At 41.1% G+C, this 15,312-nt stretch carries 22 protein-coding genes and 1 rRNA gene; 21 read left to right on the top strand and 2 right to left on the bottom strand.

The features are described from left to right. Nucleotide 1 precedes the first annotated feature (1 nt). From rplO to BM213_RS05640, 19 genes are all read left to right on the top strand, one after another. The gene (rplO, locus tag BM213_RS05550) at nucleotides 2–442 is read left to right on the top strand and encodes a 50S ribosomal protein L15 (RefSeq protein WP_003397686.1); all 441 of its coding nucleotides are present in this window, start codon (nucleotides 2–4) and stop codon (nucleotides 440–442) included. Continuing rightward, nucleotides 442–1,734, top strand: a complete 1,293-nt coding sequence (secY, locus tag BM213_RS05555; protein ID WP_091701793.1) for a preprotein translocase subunit SecY — start codon at nucleotides 442–444, stop codon at nucleotides 1,732–1,734. The genes rplO and secY overlap by 1 nt, the downstream gene beginning before the upstream one ends. Nucleotides 1,735–1,793: 59 nt before the next feature. Then, on the top strand, nucleotides 1,794–2,444 hold the full coding sequence (locus BM213_RS05560; protein ID WP_091701796.1) for an adenylate kinase: 651 nt from the start codon (nucleotides 1,794–1,796) through the stop codon (nucleotides 2,442–2,444). Continuing rightward, nucleotides 2,444–3,190, top strand: a complete 747-nt coding sequence (gene map / locus BM213_RS05565) for a type I methionyl aminopeptidase (RefSeq protein WP_091701799.1) — start codon at nucleotides 2,444–2,446, stop codon at nucleotides 3,188–3,190. The genes BM213_RS05560 and map overlap by 1 nt, the downstream gene beginning before the upstream one ends. 98 nt (nucleotides 3,191–3,288) lie before the next feature. Beyond that, on the top strand, nucleotides 3,289–3,507 hold the full coding sequence (gene infA, locus BM213_RS05570) for a translation initiation factor IF-1 (RefSeq protein WP_003247618.1): 219 nt from the start codon (nucleotides 3,289–3,291) through the stop codon (nucleotides 3,505–3,507). Nucleotides 3,508–3,537: 30 nt separating this feature from the next. Beyond that, nucleotides 3,538–3,651: a 50S ribosomal protein L36 gene (gene rpmJ / locus BM213_RS05575; RefSeq protein WP_091701801.1), complete on the top strand. Its 114-nt coding sequence runs from the start codon at nucleotides 3,538–3,540 to the stop codon at nucleotides 3,649–3,651. Between the two features lie 22 nt (nucleotides 3,652–3,673). Next, nucleotides 3,674–4,039, top strand: coding sequence for a 30S ribosomal protein S13 (gene rpsM / locus BM213_RS05580; RefSeq protein WP_003397691.1), 366 nt, complete (start codon nucleotides 3,674–3,676; stop codon nucleotides 4,037–4,039). 25 nt (nucleotides 4,040–4,064) lie between these two features. After that, entirely contained in the window at nucleotides 4,065–4,454 is a 390-nt protein-coding gene (gene rpsK, locus BM213_RS05585) for a 30S ribosomal protein S11 (protein WP_003397692.1), read from the top strand. Between the two features lie 168 nt (nucleotides 4,455–4,622). Beyond that, complete coding sequence (locus BM213_RS05590) at nucleotides 4,623–5,567, top strand: DNA-directed RNA polymerase subunit alpha (protein ID WP_003397693.1); 945 nt, start codon at nucleotides 4,623–4,625, stop codon at nucleotides 5,565–5,567. Nucleotides 5,568–5,627: 60 nt separating this feature from the next. Then, complete coding sequence (rplQ, locus tag BM213_RS05595) at nucleotides 5,628–5,990, top strand: 50S ribosomal protein L17 (protein WP_003397694.1); 363 nt, start codon at nucleotides 5,628–5,630, stop codon at nucleotides 5,988–5,990. 113 nt (nucleotides 5,991–6,103) lie between these two features. Next, nucleotides 6,104–6,958 (top strand): energy-coupling factor ABC transporter ATP-binding protein, encoded by an 855-nt coding sequence (locus BM213_RS05600; protein ID WP_091701805.1) that lies wholly within the window; start codon nucleotides 6,104–6,106, stop codon nucleotides 6,956–6,958. Then, nucleotides 6,916–7,785, top strand: coding sequence for an energy-coupling factor ABC transporter ATP-binding protein (locus tag BM213_RS05605; protein ID WP_091701808.1), 870 nt, complete (start codon nucleotides 6,916–6,918; stop codon nucleotides 7,783–7,785). The genes BM213_RS05600 and BM213_RS05605 overlap by 43 nt, the downstream gene beginning before the upstream one ends. Further along, nucleotides 7,782–8,579 (top strand): energy-coupling factor transporter transmembrane component T family protein, encoded by a 798-nt coding sequence (locus BM213_RS05610; protein WP_091701810.1) that lies wholly within the window; start codon nucleotides 7,782–7,784, stop codon nucleotides 8,577–8,579. Before BM213_RS05605 ends, BM213_RS05610 begins: the two co-directional genes overlap by 4 nt. 16 nt (nucleotides 8,580–8,595) lie before the next feature. After that, nucleotides 8,596–9,339 carry a tRNA pseudouridine(38-40) synthase TruA gene (gene truA, locus BM213_RS05615; protein WP_091701813.1) on the top strand — a complete coding sequence of 248 codons (744 nt, stop codon included), beginning with the start codon at nucleotides 8,596–8,598 and terminating at the stop codon, nucleotides 9,337–9,339. Between the two features lie 146 nt (nucleotides 9,340–9,485). Continuing rightward, the gene (gene rplM / locus BM213_RS05620) at nucleotides 9,486–9,920 is read left to right on the top strand and encodes a 50S ribosomal protein L13 (RefSeq protein ID WP_003397700.1); all 435 of its coding nucleotides are present in this window, start codon (nucleotides 9,486–9,488) and stop codon (nucleotides 9,918–9,920) included. A gap of 23 nt (nucleotides 9,921–9,943) precedes the next feature. Next, entirely contained in the window at nucleotides 9,944–10,336 is a 393-nt protein-coding gene (gene rpsI / locus BM213_RS05625; protein ID WP_091701815.1) for a 30S ribosomal protein S9, read from the top strand. Nucleotides 10,337–10,428: 92 nt separating this feature from the next. Next, nucleotides 10,429–10,833 carry a DUF2521 family protein gene (locus BM213_RS05630; protein WP_004888712.1) on the top strand — a complete coding sequence of 135 codons (405 nt, stop codon included), beginning with the start codon at nucleotides 10,429–10,431 and terminating at the stop codon, nucleotides 10,831–10,833. Between the two features lie 55 nt (nucleotides 10,834–10,888). Next, nucleotides 10,889–11,587, top strand: coding sequence for an N-acetylmuramoyl-L-alanine amidase CwlD (gene cwlD, locus BM213_RS05635; RefSeq protein WP_091701818.1), 699 nt, complete (start codon nucleotides 10,889–10,891; stop codon nucleotides 11,585–11,587). Between the two features lie 79 nt (nucleotides 11,588–11,666). Next, nucleotides 11,667–12,674: an Mrp/NBP35 family ATP-binding protein gene (locus tag BM213_RS05640; protein ID WP_091701820.1), complete on the top strand. Its 1,008-nt coding sequence runs from the start codon at nucleotides 11,667–11,669 to the stop codon at nucleotides 12,672–12,674. Between the two features lie 16 nt (nucleotides 12,675–12,690). Here the strand turns inward: BM213_RS05640 and gerD are convergent, their stop codons facing one another. Then, on the bottom strand, nucleotides 12,691–13,290 hold the full coding sequence (gene gerD / locus BM213_RS05645; RefSeq protein ID WP_091701823.1) for a spore germination lipoprotein GerD: 600 nt from the start codon (nucleotides 13,288–13,290) through the stop codon (nucleotides 12,691–12,693). A gap of 132 nt (nucleotides 13,291–13,422) precedes the next feature. Between gerD and BM213_RS05650 the strand changes: the two genes are divergently transcribed. Further along, nucleotides 13,423–14,019 (top strand): KinB-signaling pathway activation protein, encoded by a 597-nt coding sequence (locus BM213_RS05650; RefSeq protein ID WP_091701825.1) that lies wholly within the window; start codon nucleotides 13,423–13,425, stop codon nucleotides 14,017–14,019. A 17-nt stretch (nucleotides 14,020–14,036) separates the two neighbouring features. Here the strand turns inward: BM213_RS05650 and pdaB are convergent, their stop codons facing one another. Further along, a complete protein-coding gene (gene pdaB, locus BM213_RS05655) occupies nucleotides 14,037–14,798 on the bottom strand; it encodes a polysaccharide deacetylase family sporulation protein PdaB (protein ID WP_091701828.1) in 762 nt (253 codons plus the stop codon). Between the two features lie 267 nt (nucleotides 14,799–15,065). On the opposite strand from pdaB, the gene BM213_RS05660 reads away from it, so the two are divergent. Then, nucleotides 15,066–15,312, top strand: a 16S ribosomal RNA gene (locus BM213_RS05660); the annotation flags it as partial.

Genomic DNA, 15,312 nt, shown 5'->3' on the forward strand with positions numbered 1-15,312 from the left:
CATGAAGCTACATGAATTACAACCAGCACCGGGTTCCCGTAAAGAACGTAACCGTGTTGGTCGTGGTATCGGCTCTGGTAACGGAAAAACTTCTGGTAGAGGACATAAAGGGCAAAACGCTCGCTCTGGCGGCGGTGTACGCATCGGCTTTGAAGGTGGTCAAACACCTTTATTCCGTCGTTTACCAAAACGCGGCTTTACAAACATCCATCGTAAAGAATATGCGATCGTTAATCTCGAAGTGTTAAATCGCTTTGAAGACGGTACGGAAGTGACACCAGAATTGTTGCTTGAAACAGGCGTAGTAAGCAAATTGAAAGCAGGCATCAAAGTTCTTGGAAACGGTGAGCTTACAAAAAAATTAACAGTAAAAGCTCATAAATTCTCTGCTTCTGCAAAAGAAGCAATCGAAGCTGCTGGCGGTACGACTGAGGTGATTTAATGTTTCGAACAATCTCCAATTTTATGCGCGTGGGTGATATAAGAAGAAAAATTGTATTCACCCTTCTTATGCTCATTGTATTTCGCATCGGTACGTTTATTCCTGTACCGGGTGTAAATGCAGATGTGCTAAAAATGCAAGATCAATTCAACGCTTTTGGTGTATTGAACACGTTCGGTGGTGGCGCTCTACAAAACTTTTCTATTTTTGCGATGGGCGTTATGCCATATATTACGGCATCCATCATCGTACAGTTATTACAGATGGATGTTGTTCCTAAATTTACGGAATGGTCGAAGCAAGGGGAAGTAGGCCGCCGTAAACTTGCTCAGTTTACTCGCTATTTTACAATTGTGCTTGGTTTTATCCAGGCGTTTGCTATGTCGTACGGCTTTCATAATATGTCTGATGGTATGCTTATTAAAAACCCAGGCATCTCGACATATTTGCTTATTGCGCTCGTTTTAACAGCTGGAACAGCCTTTTTAATGTGGCTTGGTGAGCAAATTACAGCCAAAGGTGTTGGAAACGGTATATCAGTATTAATTTTTGCAGGGATCGTTTCTAGCATTCCGATGACACTCAATCAAATTTACGTTCAACAATTTGAAAACGCTGGTGACCAGCTGTTTTTACGCATCGTGACAGTAGCGTTAATCGCTTTAGCAGTTGTAGCGGTCATTGTTGGCGTCATTTATATTCAACAAGCGTTTCGGAAAATTCCGATTCAGTATGCGAAGCGATTAGAAGGACGTAGTCCAGTAGGTGGTCATTCGACACACATTCCGTTAAAAGTAAACCCGGCAGGTGTTATTCCGGTTATTTTTGCGGTGTCGTTTATCATTACTCCACCGACGATTGCATCGTTTTTCGGCTCGAATGATGTAACATTGTGGATCAAAAAAGTTTTTGACTACACACAACCAGTTGGTATGCTCATATACGTCGCTTTAATTGTTGCCTTTACGTATTTTTATGCGTTTGTTCAAGTCAATCCAGAACAAATGGCGGACAATTTGAAAAAGCAAGGTGGTTACATTCCAGGCATTCGTCCAGGAAAGAACACGCAAGAATTCATTACACGCGTTTTGTATCGTTTAACTTTCGTTGGGGCTCTATTTTTAGCAGCAATCGCTGTTCTTCCTGTTTTCTTTATCGAGTTCGCTAAACTACCGCCTTCTGCTCAAATTGGAGGAACGAGCTTGCTAATCGTCGTTGGCGTTGCTTTAGAGACGATGAAGCAGCTAGAAAGCCAATTAGTGAAGCGCCATTATAAAGGCTTTATTAAATAAAGAGGTGTTGGGAATTTTATTCCCTCTACCTCATATAGAGAGCTGAGGGGGAGAAATTGATGAATTTAGTATTGATGGGACTGCCGGGAGCTGGAAAAGGCACACAGGCAGAGAAAATCGTTGAGAAATACAAAATTCCTCACATTTCTACTGGGGATATGTTTCGAGCAGCGATGAAAGAGGGAACAGAGCTCGGTTTAAAGGCGAAATCATATATGGATCGCGGTGATCTTGTTCCAGATGAAGTGACAATCGGCATTGTTCGTGAGCGTTTAAGCAAGGACGATTGCCAAAACGGTTTTTTGCTTGATGGGTTTCCGCGAACAGTTGCTCAAGCTGAAGCGTTAGAAACGCTTCTTCAACAATTGAACCGCTCCATCGACTATGTCATTAACATTGAAGTAGACAAAAACATTTTAATGGAACGTTTAACAGGTAGACGCATTTGTAAAGAATGCGGAGCAACGTATCATCTTGTATTTAATCCGCCAGCACAAGTCGGTGTTTGTGATAAATGCGGTGGAGAGTTGTATCAACGTGCAGATGATAACGAAGCGACAGTAGCGAACCGTCTTGAAGTCAATATAAAGCAATCCCAGCCGTTGCTTGATTTTTACGCGGCGAAAGGGTATTTGCGCAACATTGACGGACAACAACATATTGATCAAGTGTTTGCTGACATTTGTGAATTACTTGGGGGCTTACAATAATGATCATTTGCAAAACCCCGCGTGAAATTGAAATTATGCGTGAAGCTGGCCGAATTGTTGCGTTAACTCATCAAGAGTTACAAAAATATATCGAGCCAGGTATAACGACAAAAGAGCTCGATCATATTGCTGAAACGTTTATTCGCAAACATGATGCAATTCCTTCGTTTAAAGGATATAATGGATTTCGTGGGAGCATTTGTACGTCAGTAAACGAGGAGCTCGTTCACGGCGTCCCAGGAGACCGTGTGCTTCGCGAAGGGGACATTATTAGCATCGACATTGGCGTAAAGTACAATGGATATCATGGTGATTCGGCGTGGACATATCCAGTCGGAGCCATTTCAGAAGAGGCGAAAAAGCTTTTAGAAGTGACAGAGCAGTCATTGTATCGTGGATTGGAAGAAGCGAAACCTGGCGCACGGTTAACAAACATTTCCCATGCGATCCAAACATACGTTGAGGCGCATAACTTTTCCGTTGTGCGTGAGTATGTCGGACATGGAATTGGTCAAGACTTACATGAAGATCCGCAAATCCCACATTACGGTCCGCCAAATAAGGGACCGCGGTTAAAGCCAGGCATGGTTCTGTGCATTGAGCCGATGGTGAATGCAGGAACCCGTTATGTTCGCACGTTAGAAGATAATTGGACAGTCGTCACAGTAGATGGCAAGCTTTGTGCTCATTTTGAACATACGATTGCGATTACTGAGGCGGGATATGAAATTTTAACAACACTTTGAACGCTTTAACCTTCTTTGCGGATGCGCATCGTAAGCTGTAAACTGGTCGTGTTAGTTGAACATGTTACTCATTTCAAAAAAGAAGGGAGAGCCGTTCAATGGCGAAAGACGATGTAATTGAAGTGGAAGGTACAGTCGTTGAAACGTTGCCGAATGCGATGTTCCGAGTGGAACTTGAAAATGGTCATACCGTTTTAGCTCACGTTTCAGGTAAAATTCGCATGCATTTTATTCGCATTTTACCAGGTGATAAAGTAACAGTTGAGTTATCACCTTACGATTTAACACGTGGAAGAATTACGTATCGATATAAATAACACTCCGCACGAACAAGGAGGTAAGTTCTCATGAAAGTTAGACCATCTGTAAAACCGATTTGCGAAAAATGCAAAGTTATTCGCAGACGCGGAAAAATTATGGTTATTTGTGAAAATCCAAAGCATAAACAAAAACAAGGATAAAACTTGAGGAGGTGTACAAATCATGGCACGTATTGCAGGTGTAGATATTCCTCGTGACAAACGTGTAGTCATTTCATTAACATACATTTACGGAATCGGTAAAGCAACTGCACAAAAAATCTTAGCAGAGGCTGGCGTATCTGAAGACACTCGCGTTCGCGACTTAACAGAAGAAGAATTAGGGAAAATTCGTGAAATCGTAGATCGCTTGAAGGTAGAAGGAGATCTTCGTCGCGAAGTATCTTTAAACATTAAACGTTTAATGGAGATCGGTTGCTATCGTGGTCTTCGTCATCGTCGCGGATTGCCAGTTCGTGGCCAAAATACGAAAAACAACGCTCGTACACGTAAAGGTCCACGTCGTACAGTAGCGAACAAGAAAAAATAATTAAGTAAAGGAGGTTCATGAACGAATGGCACGTAAAACGAATACGCGTAAACGTCGTGTAAAAAAGAACATTGAATCTGGTATTGCTCATATCCGTTCGACTTTTAACAACACAATCGTCACAATTACAGACGTTCATGGAAATGCAATTTCTTGGTCAAGTGCAGGTGCGTTAGGCTTTAAAGGCTCTCGTAAGTCAACTCCGTTCGCTGCACAAATGGCTGCAGAAGCTGCTGCAAAAGCATCTATGGAGCATGGCATGAAAACTGTTGAAGTAAACGTAAAAGGTCCGGGTGCTGGTCGTGAAGCAGCAATTCGTGCACTTCAAGCGGCTGGGCTAGAAATTACAGCGATCAAAGATGTTACACCGGTTCCACATAACGGATGCCGTCCGCCAAAACGTCGTCGTGTTTAATTTCTCTGTATAGAATTTGCGTATGTGTCAATAATGGGATATAGTCATTCTTACAGGGAAATGAAAAACAGTTGTTGTGCACATTCGGGAACTTATTCATGGGGGAATTTCGATTGAGCTGTCATCGGTTTAATCGGGGTTTCGACGTTTTGAAGGAGGGTTAAAGGAATGTTGGAAATCGAAAAGCCGAAAATCGAAACGGTTGAAATCAGCGAGGATGCCAAATATGGCAAATTCGTCGTTGAACCACTTGAGCGTGGATATGGTACAACTTTGGGTAACTCCTTACGTCGTATCCTGTTATCCTCACTCCCTGGTGCCGCTGTAACATCTGTTCAAATAGATGGTGTATTGCACGAATTTTCAACAATTGATGGCGTCGTGGAAGATGTAACAACGATCATTTTAAATGTTAAAAAGCTAGCGCTAAAAATTTACTCGGACGAAGAAAAGACGCTTGAGATTGATGTACAGGGTGAAGGAGTCGTTACAGCTGCGGATATTACTCACGATAGCGATGTAGAAATTCTCAATCCAGACCTTCATATTGCTACTTTGGCAAAAGACGGTCGTTTGCGCATGAGAATGACAGCGAAGCGCGGGCGTGGGTATACACCAGCTGATGCTAATAAGCGCGAGGATCAACCGATAGGTGTTATCCCGATCGATTCCATTTATACGCCGGTATCGCGCGTATCGTACCAAGTCGAAAATACGCGCGTCGGTCAAATGACAAACTACGACAAGTTAACGATCGACGTGTGGACAGATGGTAGCATCGGCCCGAAAGAAGCAATCTCACTAGGGGCAAAAATTTTAACAGAGCACTTGAACATTTTTGTGAACTTAACAGACGAAGCACAACATGCTGAAATCATGATCGAAAAAGAAGAAGACCAAAAAGAAAAAGTGCTCGAAATGACAATTGAAGAGCTTGATCTTTCTGTTCGTTCGTACAACTGCTTAAAGCGTGCTGGCATCAACACAGTGCAAGAGCTTGCTCAAAAAACGGAAGAAGATATGATGAAAGTGCGCAACTTAGGCCGCAAGTCGCTTGAGGAAGTAAAAGCGAAGCTAGAAGAGCTAGGATTAAGCTTACGTAAAGATGACTAGTTAAGCGTTTGGTTAACTAGGCATTTTCATGTTAAAAGTGAAATAAAGGAGGGACATCACATGTCTTACAGAAAATTAGGACGCACAAGCTCTCAACGTAAAGCATTGCTTCGTGATTTAGTGACAGACTTAATCATTAATGAGCGAATTGAAACAACAGAAGCTCGTGCAAAAGAGTTGCGTTCTGTTGTAGAAAAAATGATTACATTAGGAAAGCGCGGCGATTTGCATGCACGTCGTCAAGCGGCTGCATTCGTTCGCAAAGAAGTAGCAAACACAGAAACAGGTCAAGATGCGATTCAAAAATTGTTCAGCGATATCGCACCACGTTATCAAGACCGTCAAGGTGGTTATACACGCATTATGAAACTTGGACCACGTCGCGGTGACGGTGCGCCAATGGTGATTATTGAACTAGTTTAATATGTTTTTACAAGGGCGAGACAGTTTTTGAACTGGATCTATGCCCTTTTTTTGTTTTCTTTTTTGTAGTAGAGTAGAGAGTAAGAAAATTCAGAAGAGATGAGGAGAGAAACGTGGAAGTTGTAGTACGTGTAGAAGACGTAAGTTTTCAGTATGCAAACGAAAACATATACGCGTTACAAAACATTTCATTCCAAGTGTATAAAGGAGAATGGGTAACAATTGTTGGACATAACGGATCAGGGAAATCGACGCTTGCTAAATTGTTGATTGGCCTATTGCCATCTACGAGTGGAACGATTCACGTATGCGGTATTCCGTTAAATGAAGAAACAGTATGGGACGTTCGAAAACGACTAGGGATTGTTTTCCAAAACCCAGATAACCAATTTGTTGGAACGACTGTCCAAGATGACGTTGCTTTTGGTCTTGAAAATCAAGGGATACAAAAAGATGAGATGTCAAAACGTATAAATGAAGCATTGAAAAAGGTAAAAATGGAAGATTTTATTCATCACGAGCCGCATCGCTTATCAGGTGGACAAAAACAACGTGTCGCCATTGCAAGCGCCATCGCTCTTCAGCCAAATGTCATTATTTTAGATGAGGCGACATCAATGCTTGATCCAAGTGGAAAAAAAGAAGTTCTTCATGTGATGGAATCGCTTCGACGCGAGCATCATATGACAGTCATCTCTATTACTCACGACTTAAACGAAGTCGCAAAAGCTGATCGTGTACTTGTGATGAATAAGGGACGCATCGTGTTAGAAGGGACGCCTGCGCACATTTTTTCATACGGATCGAAATTAGAGCAAATGGGATTAGACTTGCCGTTTTCCCTTCAATTAAGTCAACAATTGAAACAAAAGCATATTCCGCTTACAATGGATCATCTAAATATGGAGGGGTTGGTGAGTGAATTATGGACATTGTATTCCGCGATGTCGAACACCGTTACCAAGTAAATACCCCTTTTGAGAAACGGGCGTTGTACGATATTCATGTTGATATTCGGAGCGGGTCGTATGTCGCCGTGATCGGTCATACAGGATCAGGGAAGTCCACTTTTTTGCAACATTTGAATGGCTTACTCCAGCCGACAAAAGGGACTGTTCATCTCGGGGATTATACAATAACAGCAGGAAAGAAAGAAAAACAGTTAAAGCCTTTGCGAAAAAAAGTAGGAATCGTGTTTCAATTTCCTGAACATCAACTATTTGAAGAAACAGTAGAAAAAGATATTTGCTTCGGTCCGATGAATTTCGGTATGAAAGAAGAAGATGCAAAAGCTCGTGTGCGTGAATGGTTAACACTTGTTGGTTTGTCAGAGGATGTGCGGCATAAATCACCATTTGCTTTAAGTGGGGGACAAATGCGTCGTGTCGCCATCGCAGGCGTTTTGGCGATGGAGCCAGAAGTGCTTGTGTTAGATGAACCGACTGCTGGATTAGATCCTCGTGGTCGAAAAGAAATGATGGAGATGTTCGCTAGCCTTCAACAACAAAAACGGATGACGATTGTGCTCGTCACACATAGTATGGAAGAAGCAGCACGTTATGCCGATGAGATTATCATCATGCATCAAGGGACGATTGTGCGAAGAGGGACGCCGGAGCAAATTTTCCGTCACGTCGATGATTTACTACATCTCGGATTAGATGTACCTGAAACGATATTGTTTCAGCGAGCCATCGAACAAAAATTTGGCGTACAATTCGACGCACCGTGTTTAACGATGGAAGATATCGTTCAATCATTACAAATGCTATTTGCTAGGGTGAAACGCACATGATGAACAGTATGATTATTGGAAAATATGTTCCTGGAGACTCTCTCATCCATCGGCTCGATCCACGTACAAAGCTCATCATGATGTTTATTTACGTCTTTATCGTGTTTCTTGCCAATAACGGGTGGACATATGGGCTATTAACTTGTTTTACGTGCGCCTTATTTGTTTTATCGCGCATTCCAATTACGTTTATGTTAAAAGGTTTAAAACCGATTTTATGGGTCATTGTCTTTACCTTTCTTCTCCATGTTCTATTAACAAAAGAAGGACATGTCGTGTTTCAATGGTTTGGAATCGAAGTGTATGATAAAGGTATTCAACAAGGAGCGTTTATCTCTTTGCGCTTTTTGCTTCTAATCGTTGTAACTACATTATTAACTTTAACAACAACCCCGATTGAAGTGACAGATGGTATGGAGTCGTTACTTTCGCCTTTAAAAAAATGGAATATACCTGTTCATGAGCTGGCGTTAATGATGTCTATTTCCCTTCGTTTCATTCCAACGCTGATGGAAGAAACGGAAAAAATTATGAAAGCTCAAATGGCGCGAGGTGTTGATTTTTCAAGCGGTCCATTATCAGAACGAATGAAAGCGATGACGGCTTTGCTCGTACCTTTATTTATTAGCGCATTTAAGCGCGCAGAAGAACTGGCTGTGGCGATGGAAGTGCGCGGGTATCGCGGAGGGAACTATCGGACAAAATGGCGCGAGTTGACGTGGAAGCGTGCAGATACGGTTTTTATGCTTTTGCTTACCTTATTGGCCATTGCGTTATGTTTACTTCGTTCGTAAAAGGGGCTAAGTTCAGATGACGAGAAGAATAAAATGTATTATTGCGTATGATGGTACACATTTTGCAGGATATCAAATTCAACAACAAAAGCGAACAGTACAAGGGGAGCTTGAACGTGCCCTTTCCATTATTCATAAAGGACAATTCGTTCGCGTACACGCCTCAGGTCGGACGGACGCAACTGTTCATGCACAAGGACAAGTCATTCATTTCGATACACCGCTTGCGATTCCTGATGAAAAGTGGCCAAAAGCGTTAAATGCCCTTCTTCCTGATGACGTGATTGTTAAACAAGCGAGCGAAGTGTCCTCTGCTTTTCATGCTCGGTTTAGCGTGAAAAAGAAGGAATACCGTTATCGCGTATGGACCGGGGAGCGGAATGTGTTTTTGCGTCATTATGCGTATTATTATCCGTATCCACTAAATATAACAGCAATGAATGAAGCGTTACATTATCTTGTCGGGACGCATGATTTTACAAGCTTTTGTTCGGCGAAAACTGAAGTGGATGATAAAGTTCGCACAATTTATGAGGCGGAAATCATCCAAGAAGGAGAAGAGCTCATTTTTCGCCTTGTTGGCAACGGCTTTTTGTACAATATGGTTCGCATCATTGTTGGTACGGTGCTAGAAGTCGGACGTGGGGAGCGGTGCGCACAAGAAATGAAAACAATTTTGCAACAAAGAAATCGGAGTGCTGCAGGGAAGACGGCTCCAGGTCACGGCCTATATTTATGGCACGTTTCGTATGACAACTAATCCAGGTGTAACATTTTCTTGACATTGAGTTAAAGAAGAGATATTATATCATATGGTATGTATTTTAAACCCACGATTAGCCCCGGAATTTAATCGTGTTGAAATAAATATCGCTTGTTTATTTTTTATTTTAGGAGGGAAAACAAATGCGTACGTATATGGCGAAGCCAAACGAAGTAGAACGTAAATGGTACGTTGTTGATGCAGAAGGCAAAACGTTAGGACGTCTTGCTAGTGAAGTTGCTGCAATTTTGCGCGGTAAACATAAACCAACTTACACACCGCACGTTGACACAGGTGATCATGTTATCATCATCAACGCAGAGAAAATTGAGTTAACAGGTAAAAAATTAACAGACAAATTATACTATCGTCATAGCTTACATCCAGGTGGATTAAAGGTAAGAACAGCGCTTGAAATGCGCACAAATTACCCAGAACAAATGCTTGAAAAAGCGATTCGCGGCATGCTTCCAAAAGGTAGCCTTGGTCGTCAAATGTTCAAAAAATTGCACGTTTATCGCGGAAGTGAACATCCGCATCAAGCACAAAAACCAGAAGTTTATGAACTTCGCGGATAATTGATTAAAAGGAGGGCATTATTTTGGCACAGGTACAATACTACGGCACAGGCCGTCGCAAAAGCTCAGTTGCGCGCGTGCGTCTCGTTCCAGGTGAAGGACGCATTATCGTAAATGGTCGTGACATTCGTGATTACGTTCCATACGAGTCATTAGTTGAAGTTGTAAAACAACCACTTGTTTTAACAGAAACATTCGGTAGCTACGATGTACTAGTAAACGTAAGCGGCGGTGGATTCACAGGTCAGGCAGGCGCAATCCGTCATGGCATTGCTCGTGCATTGTTACAAGTTGACCCTGAATATCGTCAAATATTAAAACGTGCAGGCTTGTTAACGCGTGATTCTCGTGTGAAAGAGCGTAAAAAATACGGTCTCAAAGGCGCTCGTCGTGCACCACAATTCTCAAAACGTTAATTTCAACAAATCTCGGCAATTATTTTGCCGAGATTTTTTTTTGTATGTTCCTTTGTCACATGCAAACAATATACATAAGGAGGGACAGCAAAATGGGAATGCTTACATCATTTACAGCGAAGAAATTAGAAAAACAGCTTACTTATGAACGAAACGTATTGCGGGATCTTTCTTATCGTGAATTGTGTAGACGTGTACATACATATTGGCAACGATATATGATTATCTCTCATGTCATTGAAAACATTTGTATTGACGCTGCGGTTGAAGCGTACTTACTCGGGGCGCATTATAGTCGATTTGCATATTACGGCGAGAAAATCGAAACGGTAAAAAGTCGTTGTATAGATGAGTATGAGCAGCTCATTCATGAGCTACATGAGTACATGAAACAGTGGAGAGATGGAATATACGATGTATGTGCTCGCTATATCGACGTATGGTGGGAAGAGGGAATGGAAAAAGGATTGCGTCGTCAAAAGCTTCGTTTAAAATAACCGTTCTAAATTCTTCTCTTGTCCCATATAACATAAATAGTGGGGAGGAGAAGGGATGAAAATACGCGTTATCGTTCTTTTTATCGTTTTTGTCCTTTTGTTACAGTTTTACGTGTTAAGCGATCGCTCGTGGAAAGCATGGAGCTTACCGTTATCAGGGAAGGTAATCATTCTTGACCCAGGGCACGGCGGCCCTGACGGGGGGGCGATTGGGGGAGATGTAATTGAGAAAGAAATAGCTCTTCATGTAGCGCTAAAATTACGTGATTACTTACAACAACAAGGTGCGCTCGTTCAAATGACAAGAGAAGGGGATTACGATTTAGCAAGCAAGCAAACGAGAGGATATAGTCGGAGGAAAATAGAAGATTTACAACGACGAGTTCAATTTGTTAATGAGTCAGAAGCTAATTTTTTTATTAGCATCCATTTAAATGCGATCCCTTCACCGAAATGGAAAGGCGCGCAAGTGTTTTATTATCCTTCGTTAAAGGAGAATGAACGATTAGCTAAGTTTATTCAACAAGAGCTACGCGGTAATTTGGAAAATACAGACCGATTGGCGAAACCGATTCAAACAGTATATTTATTAAAAAAAGCAAAAAAGCCAGGAGTTTTAGTTGAGGTAGGCTTTTTGTCCAATGAAGAAGAGCGAATGTTGTTATCGTCTCCATCGTATCAAGAAAAGCTTGCCGCTTCGATTTACAAAGGTGTTTTGCGCTATGTATCAAATGAACTCGATCCTTCTGAATGAGAGGGATTCATTTTTTTATTAAGAAAATTATGTTATATTGAAAGTGTGAAACCGAATACATAAGGATTGGTGAGGCGCGATGTTGACAGAAAAACAAGTTGTGGAACTGCTCGAAACAATTTATGACCCTTTTTTGAAAAAAACGTTTAAAGAAACAGGGGCCATTCAAGAAGTCAAGATAAATGAAGAAAAAGGGCTAGTGAGTGTGAAAATTGCTCTAGCTAAAACGGAAACGGCTCAACAACTTCAAGTACAACAAACCGTTGTGCAACGTTTAAAAGATGCAGGGGCGTCTTCTGTTGGACTTCGCTTTGCTCAATTGCCGTTAGAAGAAGAGCGAATGGTAAATGAGCCGATTTATTTGGCGATCGCAAGTGGAAAAGGTGGAGTAGGAAAATCGACTGTTTCCGTTAACTTAGCTGTTTCGCTTGCAAGGCTTGGTAAAAAAGTCGGTTTAATTGACGCTGACATTTATGGGTTTAGCGTACCAGACATGATGGGCATCACTGAGCGCCCTATTGTTCGTGGGGAAAAAATCATCCCAGTTGAACGGTTCGGAGTAAAAGTTATTTCTATGGGCTTTTTTGTAGAAGATAATTCCCCGGTCATTTGGCGCGGCCCGATGCTTGGGAAGATGTTAAAAAACTTTTTTGATGAAGTGGAATGGGGAGAGTTGGATTATTTATTATTAGATTTGCCTCCAGGTACAGGCGATGTGGCGTTAGATGTGCATACAATGCTCCCAACATCGAAAGAAATTATAGTGACGACTCCTCATCCAACAGCAGCTTTTGTAGCAGCGAGGGCGGGAGCGATGGCGGTACGTACAAATCATGAAGTTGTCGGTGTCATTGAAAATATGTCATATTTTGAAAGCAAAACGACGGGGGAAAAAGAATACATTTTTGGAAAAGGTGGCGGTCAAAAGTTAGCTGAAGAACTGCAGACGGATTTATTAGGACAACTGCCGCTCGGACAACCAGATTGGAACGATGATGATTTCGCCCCTTCAGTATATGGGGAAGATCATCCGATCGGAAAAGTGTATATGGATATTGCAAGAAAAATCATTGCGAAATTGCGATGAGGGGCGATTGAGCCCCTCATGCTGTTTGCTCTTCGCCGCTTGACTCTTCCTCATCAGTTTTCTTCTTCTCCCCTTGCATCTCCTCCGCTGCCTTCATAAGAATGTCTTCAATTTTTGCTTTAAATAGCGGGCTGCTAAAAGTTTCTGTAATCACTTTTTGCAAGTGAGCGCGAAAATCTTTATTTTTTATTTCCGTTTGTATCAGTTTTTTTATCTCTGGATTTTGCATAATGTCTACAATCATTGCTTGATATTCAGGATCTTTCATGAGCGCTTTCAACAATTTTTCATGTTCTTCTTGCATGCTTTTGGCAAAATTTTGAGCAAACTTTGGATCCTCAAATGCTTTTTTCCAAAATGTCTTTCCTTTGTCTGAAGTTAACGTTTCTTCAATTGTTTTTTTTACTATTTGTTGATCGATAACGAGTTGTTGTTTGACTTTTTCATCTCCCATTACTTCTTGAATTGCCTCTTTCCCTTCATCCGTTTTTAAAATGTCGACGACCATTTTTTTCGTTTGATCGTAATCGGGTTGAACAACGGTTTTTTCTTGCTGGGCACACCCTGCCAGTGTTAATACATAACTAAATACGAGGAGCAGAAATGTTCGTTTCATTACCAAAGGCTCCTTTCAACAAGTTTCCTTACTGTTAATATTCAATGTTCTTTGCAGAAATATTCGCTAGCATTTTTCTTATTTCGTTGATAGAATTTTGAAAGGAATATTGAAAAAGTGGAGGTTGCATAGGTGAATATTCGAAAGTGGGTTCAATTGTTCTTTTCTACATTGTTTGTCGGTGGCATAAGCACTGGAATTGTTGGCTTCGTTGTGAAGTGGAATGAATATGCTCATCTTTTTGTATCTTTTGAGATAAAAGAGATTTTATCTGTTCTCGTTTGGCTGATCGGCGTAGGCTTTATTTTTAGTGTCATTAGTCAAATGGGTTTCTTTGCATATTTAACGATTCATCGCTTTGGTCTCGGGATTTTTCGTTCAGTTCAGTTATGGAATGCTGTGCAAATTGTCTTAATCGCCTTCGTTTTATTTGACCTTGTTTATTTCCGTTACCAGTTGTTTGCTGAACAAGGAGAATCGATTGTTAGTTATGTGCTTGTGGCCTTGTTTATTTTTGTGTTCGGACTTGTTGTTGCATATGTAAAAATGAGGGAAACAAATAGAGAGGCGTTTGTGCCTGCATTGTTTTTCATGGTTGTTGTTACAGTGATTGAATGGTTCCCAGTATTGAGAATTAACGAAGAAAATTGGCTATATTTAATGTTGTTTCCATTGTTAATTTGTAATGCGTATCAATTGCTCGTTTTGCATAGACTTTTACGTAAATAAAATGAGGCGGTACAGCCTCATTTTATTTCTTTGCTTTTTATATGCGCGTTGTTGACAAGATCAGATATTGGTACACTTTTATATCCTTCTTTTTTCATCCATATAATGATTTGTTCTAACGCTTGAGCGGTTTGTTTCGCCGAATCTGATGCGTGGAGTAATACAATATCTCCGCTTTTCGCGTTTTCTGTAACATTTTGTACGATCGAGTTTACCCCAGGATTAAGCCAATCTTTTGAATCAACACTCCAATGCACGACAGTATAGCCGAAAGAATGAACAGTTTTTAGAACGTTTTTGTTAAAATTTCCTGTTGGCACACGAAGAAAAGAGACGTGTTTCATCCCTAACGTATCAAATACTTTTTTAGCTTGTGCTAAATCACGGATAATTTTCCCTCGTTCAAGCTCGGTATAGTTTTTATATTCGTAGCCCATACTTCCGATTTCATGACCATCCTCTACAATTTTTTTCACGATGCGAGGATGACGCTCTGCCCAAGAAGCAGATAGGAAAAACGTGGCCTTTACATCATGTTTTTTTAATACGTTTAAAATAGGAATAGCATTTGTTTCTCCCCAACTAATGTCAAATGTTAGGGCGAGCTCATTTTTTTTATTTTCGACTCTGTAAATTGCTTTCGGCCCAAGATCGTTGGAAAATACAGATTCATTTGCGATTTGTTGAATATACAAAATGGAGGCTGTAACAAAGGCGATTGATATGATGAGAAGCCACTTTTTTATTTTCTTTCCGTCGAGAATATAAAAAAACTTCAATATTTGTCCCCCCTTGTCCTTTTTATGACCATCTTATGCAAAAAACATCATGATATGATGAATGAATAAATAACAACATTTTTTAAAAGAATATTGTTGACAATAAAATGTTTTGTATGTTAAATTAATAAACGTCGTCAGCGTCAGTACAAAATGATGTTGACGTAAACAAGAAGAAGTGATAAAATACTAAAGTCGTCGTTAGACAAACATGTTCCTTGAAAACTGAACGAAGCGAAAAGCGTATGAAGCTAGAGAGATAAACTTTCTATGGAGAGTTTGATCCTGGCTCAGGACGAACGCTGGCGGCGTGCCTAATACATGCAAGTCGAGCGGACGATTCAAAAGCTTGCTTTTGAATCGTTAGCGGCGGACGGGTGAGTAACACGTGGGCAACCTGCCCTGTAGACGGGGATAACACCGAGAAATCGGTGCTAATACCGGATAACACGAAATGTCGCATGACGTTTCGTTGAAAGGCGGCGCAAGCTGCCGCTACAGGATGGGCCCGCGG

The sequence above is a fragment of the Anoxybacillus pushchinoensis genome, assembly GCF_900111795.1.
Lineage (GTDB): Bacteria > Bacillota > Bacilli > Bacillales > Anoxybacillaceae > Anoxybacillus > Anoxybacillus pushchinoensis.

Bases quoted from the DNA above. Each gene is read 5' to 3' on its own strand.
- BM213_RS05630 (WP_004888712.1), top strand. From the start codon at position 10,429: ATGGGAATGCTTACATCATTTACAGCGAAGAAATTAGAAAAACAGCTT.
- rplM (WP_003397700.1), top strand. From the start codon at position 9,486: ATGCGTACGTATATGGCGAAGCCAAACGAAGTAGAACGTAAATGGTAC.
- rpsM (WP_003397691.1), top strand. From the start codon at position 3,674: ATGGCACGTATTGCAGGTGTAGATATTCCTCGTGACAAACGTGTAGTC.
- rplO (WP_003397686.1), top strand. From the start codon at position 2: ATGAAGCTACATGAATTACAACCAGCACCGGGTTCCCGTAAAGAACGT.
- BM213_RS05610 (WP_091701810.1), top strand. From the start codon at position 7,782: ATGATGAACAGTATGATTATTGGAAAATATGTTCCTGGAGACTCTCTC.
- truA (WP_091701813.1), top strand. From the start codon at position 8,596: ATGACGAGAAGAATAAAATGTATTATTGCGTATGATGGTACACATTTT.
- rplQ (WP_003397694.1), top strand. From the start codon at position 5,628: ATGTCTTACAGAAAATTAGGACGCACAAGCTCTCAACGTAAAGCATTG.
- BM213_RS05590 (WP_003397693.1), top strand. From the start codon at position 4,623: ATGTTGGAAATCGAAAAGCCGAAAATCGAAACGGTTGAAATCAGCGAG.
- rpmJ (WP_091701801.1), top strand. From the start codon at position 3,538: ATGAAAGTTAGACCATCTGTAAAACCGATTTGCGAAAAATGCAAAGTT.
- BM213_RS05605 (WP_091701808.1), top strand. From the start codon at position 6,916: ATGGACATTGTATTCCGCGATGTCGAACACCGTTACCAAGTAAATACC.
- map (WP_091701799.1), top strand. From the start codon at position 2,444: ATGATCATTTGCAAAACCCCGCGTGAAATTGAAATTATGCGTGAAGCT.
- BM213_RS05560 (WP_091701796.1), top strand. From the start codon at position 1,794: ATGAATTTAGTATTGATGGGACTGCCGGGAGCTGGAAAAGGCACACAG.
- rpsK (WP_003397692.1), top strand. From the start codon at position 4,065: ATGGCACGTAAAACGAATACGCGTAAACGTCGTGTAAAAAAGAACATT.
- infA (WP_003247618.1), top strand. From the start codon at position 3,289: ATGGCGAAAGACGATGTAATTGAAGTGGAAGGTACAGTCGTTGAAACG.
- BM213_RS05640 (WP_091701820.1), top strand. From the start codon at position 11,667: ATGTTGACAGAAAAACAAGTTGTGGAACTGCTCGAAACAATTTATGAC.
- cwlD (WP_091701818.1), top strand. From the start codon at position 10,889: ATGAAAATACGCGTTATCGTTCTTTTTATCGTTTTTGTCCTTTTGTTA.
- secY (WP_091701793.1), top strand. From the start codon at position 442: ATGTTTCGAACAATCTCCAATTTTATGCGCGTGGGTGATATAAGAAGA.
- gerD (WP_091701823.1), bottom strand. From the start codon at position 13,290: ATGAAACGAACATTTCTGCTCCTCGTATTTAGTTATGTATTAACACTG.